The following is a 9,436-nucleotide window of genomic DNA, read 5'->3' as shown; positions in this document are numbered from 1 at the left end:
CATCGCCGCCCCGCGATCGTCCTTGTCAGACAGCCGGCTCCGCCTTGCGCGTGACCGCATCGGGCAGCCCGAACACGGCGTCGAACGCCCAGTTGTACGCGAACGTGAAGATCGGGAAGAACACGATCAGCACCGCGTCGTACAGGAACGCCTGCAGCAGCGACACGTCGAGCCACCAGGCAATCAACGGGATCAGGAACGTCACCAGCGCGACCTGGAACCCGATCGCATGCAGCACGCGGCGCCCGACCGTGCGCGTCGTCGCCGCGCTGCGCCGCTCCCACGCCTCGAACGCGAGGTTGTACAGGAAATTGACGGTGACGCCCGTCGTCGAGATCATCACCCCGAGCAGGCCGCTCGCCGCCACGCTCGCGCCGCTCAGCATGCCGAGCACCGACGATGCGACCAGGATGCCGAGCACCTCGAACATCACGACGTAGACTATGCGTCTCTTCCACCCTTGCATGACCATCCACCTTCCTCTCGAACAAGGTGGCGAGACTATCAGCGGGCCCCCGCCCGCCAAAGTCAGGTCCTTTCAATTTTTCTGACAGGAGGCCCGCGCATGCTGACCAGCGATCACATCGACATGCTGCTGACCGTCATCGACAAAGGCTCGTTTTCGGCGGCCGCACGCGCGCTCGGCCGCACGCCGTCGGCGATCAGCATGGCGATCGCGAACCTCGAGGCCGAACTCGACCTCGTGCTGTTCGATCGCGGCACGCGCGAACCGACCCCGACCGCCGCGATGGCCGCGCTGCTGCCCGACGCGCGCTCGATCGCCGAACGGCTGCACGCGCTGCGCGCGCATGCGCAGCATTTGTCGGAAGGCGTCGAAGATACGTTGCGGCTCGGGCTCGCCGCCGAAATCGACAGCGCGCCGGTTGCCCGTGCGCTGACGGCCGTGGCCGCGAAATATCCGGCGCTCGCGATCCGCATCGTCACGGCGCCGCAGGACGTGATCGTCGACGCGCTGCATCGCGCCGCCGTCGATCTCTGTGTCGCATACGGCGGGCTCGATCTTCATCCGCAGGAACAGATCCACGCGCTGTGGACCGAGACGCTCGTCGCGGTCGCCGCGCCGAGCCATCCGGCGATCGCCGAATGCGCGCAACCCGAGGCGATCGAGCGCTTGTCGGGCTTCCGGCAGATCGTGATCGCCGATCCCGAGCGGCCGCTCACCGACGTGCGGCCGCTGATCGGCAACCGCACGTGGAAGGTGACGGACATGGCCACCGCGATCGCGCTGGTGAAGGCCGGACACGGCTGGGCCAACCTGCCGGCATCCGTCGTCGGCCGATACACCGCCGACGGCGAACTCGCGCCGCTCGTGTTCGCGAACATCCGCAACGGGCTGCCGCTGCCCGTGTATCTGCGCCGGCCGAAACACAAGGGGCTCGGCAAGGCGGCGAGCGAACTGGTTCGCGCGCTGCGGGCCGCCGCCGACAGCAACGCTTGACCGCTTCCGCAACGGCCGCGACATCGCGTGCCGCCGGTCGGGCGCGGCCGCCACACGCGCACGGCGCCAGGTAAGCATCGAGTAAGTATCGCGGCCTAAAGTTTGTTCGTTTTCGCGATGCCGTCACGGTATCGGCTCGCTTGTCAGAAACCGCTCGCCAGATCGGACGAAAGGAGAACGCGTGGTCAGCCGGCCAGCCATGAGGGACGTCTGCGCGATTGCGCCGAACGGAAGCCGCGTCAGCTGGCATCCGCCGCAGAAGTGGAGAAGGCAGCCCGTCGCGCCGTCGTTCGCCGCCGTCTCGATCGAGCACTACATCGCCGGCGCCACGGAAATCGTCGACCTGGAAACGACCGGCCCGATCCTCGGCATGTACCTGCAGGCGCCCGCGACGCTCGAGTTGCGAACGAACGGCGGCCGGTGGGCGCCGACCCGCGTCCGTGGGCCACTCGCCTATGTCCCGCCCGGCTTTTCGTTTTCCGGCCGATGGTCCGACGAAATCGAGTGGATCACCGTGCACTTCGACCCGTCATGGCTGTCGCGAACGGGCCTGCAAACCGACGTCTGGTTTGCATCGGCGGCGCTCCGGATGGACGTGATCGACGACCTGCTCACGCAGATCGTCCGCAGCCTTCATGAAGACGCCGTCGCGGGCATGCCGCAGGGTCCGACCTATGCGGAAGCGCTCGGGTCCGCCGCGTTGCACCGCATGCTGCACCTGGAAGCGCGGCCGCAGGCGAAGCAATATGCGCATGCCGGCATGATGCGCAAGGCCTGCGAGTACATCCGGGACAATTTCCAGGGCCCGCTGACGCTGATGCTGGTGGCCGATGCCGTCGGCTACCCGGGCGATCTCTATTCGTTCATCCGGAGTTTCAGGAAGGCCAACGGGCTGACGCCGCACCAGTACATCATCGAGAGCCGCCTGCAGGCCGCACGCCGCCTGATCGAGCGCGGACAATGCGACATCACGGAAGCCGCGCTCGACTGCGGCTTCTCGTCGGCCAGTCACTTCTCGGCGACGTTCCGCAAGCGGTGGGGCGTGTCGCCGTCGGAACTCAAGCCGCGTGCCGCGATCGTCATGCCAGAGGAAGCGACAAAATCCACAGGCCGCTGATCGTCAATGCGATCGTCAGCACGAGCAGCGGCAACTGGCCGACGATCGCCCTGCCAGCCGCCCGCCCGCTCCGGATGACGATCGCATGCGTGAGCATCACGCTCAGGATGTGCCCGGCGAGAATCAGCAGCACCTGCGCATGCCAGATGTATCCGACATTGATGAGCGCCTGCGCCGCCGACACCTGATCGTCCGGCGCCGCCACCGGCAGCAGGTTCCAGCCGAGCCCGAGCGGATCGGACACGAGCCGCACGATCTGCCGGCCCTGATCCCAGAACAGCGTGAAGTAATGGCAGACGTTATAGAAGAACGCGATCGGCAGCAGGATCAGGCAGAACCGCCGCGAGAAAGACGCCCCGCCCGACGTTGACCGCATGCTGCGCGCGCCCAGTGCGCAGCAGCCGCGGAACAGCAGGTAGTACGCCACACCGATGAGCGCGAACGCGAACCATTGCCACGCCAGCAGAATCTCCGCTGAAAACGCATAGTTTCTCCCGAGCGACGGAAGCAGGCCGACGATGTGCGGATAGATGCCGCGCCAGAAGAACGTGTTCCATGTAGCGGTATCGCGCAAGCCGTCGTAGGCCGTCGACGACAGCATGAACGACAGAAAGGCGACGATGCTCGTATCCGCCGGCGCATCGCGCGACATGTCCGCGATCGGGTTCCTCGGTTCGACGATCACGTGACCGCTCGCGCCCCGGCGCCATGTCAGCGGCGACAGCTTCGCACATAACCGGCACAGCAGGCCGAACATATCGCCGTGCGCGAGCCATCGCTCGCGCCCGAAGCAACCGGCGCCAATCAGCGCGTACGCGACATACGCGACGATGAACAGGCTGACGTCTCGCGGCCGCCCCGTCCCGAACAGTTCCAGCGCGATGAGCGCGATGTAACCGCCCAGCGCGGGCCAGGAGGCCAGGCGTGGCGGATAGCGATAGCGCCCATGCTCCATGACGGGGAAACAACGCGCGGCGATTCGCAACAGCAGCGCGAGCGGATTGGTGAAGGCGTGGACGTTGCCCAGTATCGCGCTGACATAGAGCGAGCCCAGATAGAACCAGATCCAGAAGCCCGACATCGCCAGGTTCAGGAACGGGTTCGCGGTTCCCGCGATACCGGCGACGATCAGCAGCACGACGAACGCCGCACTCGCGATTTGCGCGGCGTTCACGATCGAAGCCGGGATTCGCAGCGCTTTCGTGCGTGTTGCCGATCGCCCTCCCGGATCGGGAACGCGCGCGCCCGGCGCAAACGCCAGGATCATGAAGGACACCATCAGCGTGCCCGTCGCGGCATACGCGTACAGCCACAAAGGCACCGGCAGGTAGTACGGAATATTCCATGCGTGGGCGCCCGCCACGCCCGGCATGCACGCGACGAGCCATGCGGGCCAACCGGCCAGCCATCCCCGCGGGCGCGACGGGCGGGCGACGAGGCCGCGCCGCGCGGGCACCGATTCATGCGCAATATGGTCAGGCATGTCAACGTCTTCCCGCTCAGTAGTCAGCAGACGAGATCCATCCCGTCACTTTCCAGCCCTCGCCATTGCGCTTCTCCGACACGACACCCAGGGTGTCGTACGGCGAGTCGAGCAACTTGATGAGCGCAACGGCGCGCGGACTGCCATCGCCCGAACGCGGTAGCGGAAACACAAGGAACGGCAGGACGGGAGACGGCTTGTCGCCCTCCACGATCAATGGCAGCACGGCGTCGTTCAACGACCTGAACACTTCGAACGACGCGCGGTTGCGTGCCGATGCGGACGAACGTCCGGTCGAATGCGTCGATCCTTCAGCGGCCAGATACGCACCGTGATCCCTCAGCCGCCACCCGACGAGCGCGTTGACCAGCGCGTCGTCGGGCTTGTGCCCGCGCCCCGCCGAAAGCGCGGGCAGCCAGCGCCGGTCGACCGGCGATGTCGTGACCCAGTCGCTGAAGAGGCGCGTGTAGAAATCGACGAGATCGGGATCGGCGCCGGCCTGCATCGCCGGCGGCAGCGGCGTTGGCAGGGCGCGCCGCCCATGCCACCGGACGGCTTTCCACCCGGGTCCGTCAGGCAGGCTGATGCCGTCGAGAAACGACGTATCCGCGATGCCGTTCGCGACGAACCAGTCCGACTTGGCCCGTTTCGTTCGCGCATCGGCAAAACCGGCAAGCCGTTGCCGCACCTGATCCCAGGAAGCCGCCTGCCGGCTCGCGCCATCGATCTTCGGATACCTGATCATCTGCAGGTAGGTCGCCTTCGCCATCGCTTCCACATCGGCGGGCCGACGCCAGGTCAGCTCCGCCGCATGGCTCGACGGTGCACCTTGATCGAGCGGCGCCGCCATCGCCAGACCGGCATCGCACGCGATCCCGGCACGACTCCAGTCCGGAACCGACGGCGTGCCGCGATGCGCCCACGAATCCTGCCACGCATGCAGCGCACGCCCGAATTCGCCGAGCATGAATGCGGCCCTGCCGCCGCCGGCCTTGCCGAGCGCCGCGTCGACCGGCGCGAGCGCGGCCGGCCCGCCGGGCACGACGGTTCTGTCCTGCGCATCGGCCGGCACCTTGCGCGTGCCCGGATAATGACGCGCCTGGGCATCGTCGGCATCCGGAACGAAGCGCGACAGGCACGCGTACTGCAGCGGCGACGTCATGTACTCGATCGACCCCGCATCGATGCGCTGGTCGGCGAGCGCCACGGCCTCGGCGTCGCGCGGCGCGAAGCCGGCCTGCCGCGCGAGCCACAGCGTGAGGCCGAAGTGCACATCGGCCTCGAAACCCGCGCAGGTCAGCGGCATCGCGAGCGCCGCCGCGCAGACCAGCAGGCAACGGCTCACGCGCATCAATTGCCGATCTCCGTCGCCTTCGTGCTTTCCGGGAACGGCCAGCTGCCGTTCTCGAATGACAGGACGAGCATGCCGTTGTCCTGGCAAGCGGTGGTCAGCAGATGCCGGTCGAAGTCGAAATCGAGGCGCGATGCGCACCAGTCCGGCCCGCCTGCCCGGTATTGCCCGAACATGAGATGCGCCGAGCCCGCACCCGGCGACTTCGCGGAAGCCGGGTTGTAGTAGGCGATCTCCTTCGGCTTCGACGGGTCGCGAATATCGAACACGCGAACGCCGGAGTTGAAGTAGCTGCACGCCAGCGCGGTCGCGTTTTGCCGGTTGTCGACGCTGCAGTAGTGCGCGCCGTACGTGAACGTGGAGAGGCCCGCGATATCGGGAATGACCTTGCCGCAGTTCGCGATCGCATGCGTTTCGAGCCGCAGCTCCGACACCAGCCGCGGCGCGGCTTCACTCGACATGTCGTAGATGTGCCCCATCGGGAACGGCGCCACGCCGGCATTGCACGCGGCCTTGACTGCCGTCGCGCCCGGGTCCTGCAGACCGCCGGCCCCGCCTTCGTCGACTTCGATCAGATACGGTTTCCCCGCGACGGCGAACGAGATCGTGTGTTGTGCAATGCTGCCGTCCCGCACCGGCACCGTCGCGATCCGGTGCATCTGCGCATCGGGACGCCGGCTCTGCACTTCGCTGGTATCGACGACGAAAAAGCCGTTGTCGCCGGTCGCGTTCGCGTCGTTCAGCGGCGGCGCGCCCATGCCGATGGCCGTGCCGCCGTTGCCCGACGCGACGAAGTACGCGCGGGTTCCGTCCTGGCTCACCGACAGCCCGTGCGAAATGTTGCCCATGCCCAGATCCGCCACGCTGATCGAGGAGATCATCTTCGGCCGGGTCGGCACGGTCAGGTCGATCGCGTAATAGGCTTTCGTGAAGGCGCCGCCGACGTAGTACGTCAGCCCGTCCGGCGAGAATCCCCCTTCGTGGCCCAGCGGCTTGGTGGCCGGCACGATACCGCCGTCCGCGCCGGTGCCGACGGGCACGCTGGCCAGCAGTTGCGGCCGTGTGCAATCCGAAGCAATGTCGTACAGGTCGATCTCGGGACCGCCGCCGCCGCCGAGCCCGTTGTCGGCGGCCAGAATCCCGCGTGCGACGTTCACGCGCAGCGACTCCCACGGATCGATCATCGACGTCGACGTCAGCGAACTCACGCGCACCGGCTGCGCCGGGTTGGTGATATCGATCACCGGTACGCCGGGGTTCACGCGCGGCGGTGCGGCGGGATTGTTGAACAGCGCGCTGGCGCCCATCGTCGCGTGATAGAAGCAGGTCTGGCCTTTCTTGTCCGTATAGGTGGCGGCCGACCACGACGCGCCTTCGCCCTGGATCTGGCTGACGCGCTTCAGGTTGCAGTTGAAGCCGCCGAATCCGGCCTGCCTGAGCGCGGCCGGCACCTGCCCTTGCAACGCGGTCTCGGGCGTGTCGCCCTGACTGCAGCTCGGTACGCGCGGCACGACATAGTCGGCCACGGATACGCTGGTCGAGGCGGCCGGCGTGTCGTCGGCGTCTCCGCCGCAGCCGGCCAGCACGAAACTGGTGAGCGACAGCGCGATCGCTGCGCGAATCGGAAATTGCATCGTTGTCTCCTTCCGTCTTGTTTGTCGTGATGAAATTGCGTTGCGGTCACGGCCCCGGATAGATTTCGATCACGGCGACCTCGATCGTGTCGCCTGTGCGGCTGTGGAAATGCAGCGAGAAACGCCCGGTGATGCCGACCGGCAAGATGTCCAGCGACTGCGCACTCCCGGACGCGCAGGCCGCGAACGCGCCCGGTATTTCATGCGCCATCAGCACGCCGGCTTCGCTGGCACGCACGTCGATGTGCACCGGCACGCCTTCGCGCATCGCGATCACGGGACGCTCCCACGGCGCCCTGGCGCGATCCACGTCGACGGAGAAATGCTGCGGCGCCGGCGGCGCCGGCGCTGCCCGCGACAGATGCCTCGCGACGCCGTAAGCAAGCAGCAGCGTCGCGGCAATCGCGATCCATGCCGGCGCCCGGCTTCGCCGCAGCAGGCGCCCTGCCTCGATGCTCGTGCTTCGTTCCATCAGCGCTCGCGCCACGCGATGTGGCTCCGTCAGGCCGCCTGCCAATCGGGCGGAATCGATAGCGATGGATGGTAGTGACCGGCGCCGCGACGAGATATCGGCTTATTGCGGACTGTCGAGAAATTGCGTACCGAGTAACCCGAGTAGCACGACTAACCCGAGTAGCCCGGGTAACCGCAACGGATGAAAGGCCGCGCCGAGGTCGTTTCGGCGGGTGGCGAGAACGCCGGCGGGAGCCTGACGCGACGTGTCGCACGGAGTCAGCATCGATACAGGCGACGGACTGCCTGTCAGCGGTACCCGGGACGCCGTCACGCAGCCGGCGAACCAGGGCCCACGCCGCCAGCAGCGGCTTGCAGGCAACGACAAGTAACCGGTGCGGCGGCGATCGCCGCCGCACCGCCGGTCAACGCCCGACGACTTGACCGTTAGTTGCAGTTAATGCGAGGCCGCCGCCGCAAGCTGGATCGAATCGACCAGCGACGCGTTGTCGTACCGCCGCCCGGCAATGCCCCAGCCGCCATCGACCGCATGCACGACGTTCACCCACACTTGCGCGGGCGTCAGCCGCCCGCCCGCTCGATGCAGCACGATCTCGGTCGCCCGTTCGACGAATTGCCGCTGCTTGTCGGGCGCGGCGAGCGCCACCGCCGGCAGCTTCAGCTCGACGAACGCGGCGGGCTCCGCCCGGCCATGCACGAAGGTCCGGTGCCGCGGCAGCACGTTGAGCGTGCCCACCACGTTCGGCGCCAGGAACCCGTTCCCGGTCAATCCTTCGACATCCAGCAGCGCATCGGTCAACTCGGCAAACACCGGCCCCTCGTCGTCCGGCGTGAAAACCCCTTCGGATACTGTCAGCGTAATCGGCATCGCACGTTCTCCTGGTCAGGTCATCGGAATCGTGACGTGATATAAATATCAGTCACTCTCTATACATTAGACGCTGATCGCTCTCTATGCAAGCGATAAAGAGCGATCGCTCTGAAGCGAGCCTGTCATGCGTTATTCCGTCGAGCACAAGCACGAAACCCGCACGCGCATCCTCGAGGCCGCGAGCCGCCTGTTCCGCCAGGAGGGCTATGGCGGCTCCGGCATCGGCCCGCTGACGAAGGCGGCGGGCGTCACCAACGGCGCGTTCTACGGGCATTTCAAATCGAAAGGCGAGGCGTTCCGCAACGTCGTGCTCGACGGTCTCGAGCAGCTCCGGCAAGGCGTCGCGACGTTCAAGGCCGAGCATGGCGCGCGCTGGCGCCGCCCGTTCGTGTCGTTCTACCTCGGGCCGCGACGCACCTGCGCACTCGGCGAAAGCTGTGCGCTGCCGAGCCTGTCGCCCGAAGTGATGCGCGCCGACGACGACACGCGCGACGCGTACGAACAGGCGTTGCAGCAAATCGTCGACGAAGTCGCGTCCGGTCTGGGCGACACACCCGACGACGACCGCGCGATCGCGTTCCTCGCGCTGCTGTCGGGCGGCGTCACGCTCGCGCGGGCGGTGCGCGATCCCGAACTGGCACAGCGCATTGCTGATGCGGTCGGACGCTACGCGGTGGTGATCGCCGAACGCACGGACGTGACGCCTGAAGAGCAGTCATAGCGAGCGACCAATAAAAAACCCCGATCCGCGTTGCCGCGGATCGGGGTTCTTCATCGATCGGCCATATCGGCCATCTGCCTGAACGGCCCTTCGCGGGCCACGGCATCAACGCGCGGCGACCTCCGCCTTGCCGGACGCCGTATCGCCAACCGCCGTCGGCGCCGCGCCCCACCCGCCGCCGAGCGCGCGGATCAGGTTGACGGTCGACACGGCCTGCGCGCCGGTCAACTGGTTCGCCTGCAACTGCGACTGCAGCACCGAGCGCTCGCTGTCGATCACGTCGAGATACGCGACCTCGCCTTCCTGGTACTGCGTGCGCGACAAGG

The 9,436-nt window shown here is 67.1% G+C and carries 9 protein-coding genes and 1 pseudogene; 3 read left to right on the top strand and 7 right to left on the bottom strand.

The annotated features are described in order from the left end of the window. Positions 1-25: 25 nt before the first annotated feature. Positions 26-466, bottom strand: a complete 441-nt coding sequence (locus GQ57_RS37570) for a PACE efflux transporter (protein WP_034200567.1) — start codon at positions 464-466, stop codon at positions 26-28. Positions 467-565: 99 nt separating this feature from the next. On the opposite strand from GQ57_RS37570, the gene GQ57_RS37565 reads away from it, so the two are divergent. Then, positions 566-1,459, top strand: a complete 894-nt coding sequence (locus GQ57_RS37565) for a LysR family transcriptional regulator (RefSeq protein ID WP_034200565.1) — start codon at positions 566-568, stop codon at positions 1,457-1,459. A gap of 199 nt (positions 1,460-1,658) precedes the next feature. Further along, the gene (locus GQ57_RS37560) at positions 1,659-2,576 is read left to right on the top strand and encodes a helix-turn-helix transcriptional regulator (RefSeq protein ID WP_235212839.1); all 918 of its coding nucleotides are present in this window, start codon (positions 1,659-1,661) and stop codon (positions 2,574-2,576) included. Here the strand turns inward: GQ57_RS37560 and GQ57_RS37555 are convergent. From GQ57_RS37555 to GQ57_RS37535, 5 genes are all read right to left on the bottom strand, one after another. Continuing rightward, the gene (locus GQ57_RS37555; protein WP_034200564.1) at positions 2,539-4,059 is read right to left on the bottom strand and encodes a hypothetical protein; all 1,521 of its coding nucleotides are present in this window, start codon (positions 4,057-4,059) and stop codon (positions 2,539-2,541) included. The genes GQ57_RS37560 and GQ57_RS37555 overlap by 38 nt on opposite strands. A gap of 16 nt (positions 4,060-4,075) precedes the next feature. After that, positions 4,076-5,410, bottom strand: a complete 1,335-nt coding sequence (locus GQ57_RS37550; RefSeq protein WP_031403682.1) for a DUF6765 family protein — start codon at positions 5,408-5,410, stop codon at positions 4,076-4,078. Continuing rightward, positions 5,410-7,044: an LVIVD repeat-containing protein gene (locus GQ57_RS37545; protein ID WP_034200563.1), complete on the bottom strand. Its 1,635-nt coding sequence runs from the start codon at positions 7,042-7,044 to the stop codon at positions 5,410-5,412. Before GQ57_RS37545 ends, GQ57_RS37550 begins: the two co-directional genes overlap by 1 nt. A gap of 46 nt (positions 7,045-7,090) precedes the next feature. Next, on the bottom strand, positions 7,091-7,516 hold the full coding sequence (locus GQ57_RS37540) for a hypothetical protein (protein WP_052001628.1): 426 nt from the start codon (positions 7,514-7,516) through the stop codon (positions 7,091-7,093). Positions 7,517-7,954: 438 nt separating this feature from the next. Beyond that, on the bottom strand, positions 7,955-8,386 hold the full coding sequence (locus GQ57_RS37535) for a hypothetical protein (protein ID WP_034200562.1): 432 nt from the start codon (positions 8,384-8,386) through the stop codon (positions 7,955-7,957). Between the two features lie 127 nt (positions 8,387-8,513). Here GQ57_RS37535 and GQ57_RS37530 point away from each other — a divergent pair, with 127 nt between their 5' ends. Further along, positions 8,514-9,110, top strand: a complete 597-nt coding sequence (locus tag GQ57_RS37530) for a TetR/AcrR family transcriptional regulator (protein ID WP_031403686.1) — start codon at positions 8,514-8,516, stop codon at positions 9,108-9,110. 105 nt (positions 9,111-9,215) lie between these two features. On the opposite strand, the pseudogene GQ57_RS37525 reads toward GQ57_RS37530, so the two are convergent. Continuing rightward, a pseudogene (locus GQ57_RS37525) lies at positions 9,216-9,436 on the bottom strand (RND transporter); the annotation flags it as partial.

The sequence above is a fragment of the Burkholderia sp. MSh2 genome (genome assembly GCF_000731655.1).
Classification (GTDB): Bacteria; Pseudomonadota; Gammaproteobacteria; order Burkholderiales; family Burkholderiaceae; genus Burkholderia; species Burkholderia paludis.
This window is presented reverse-complemented; position numbering and strand designations above follow the sequence as displayed.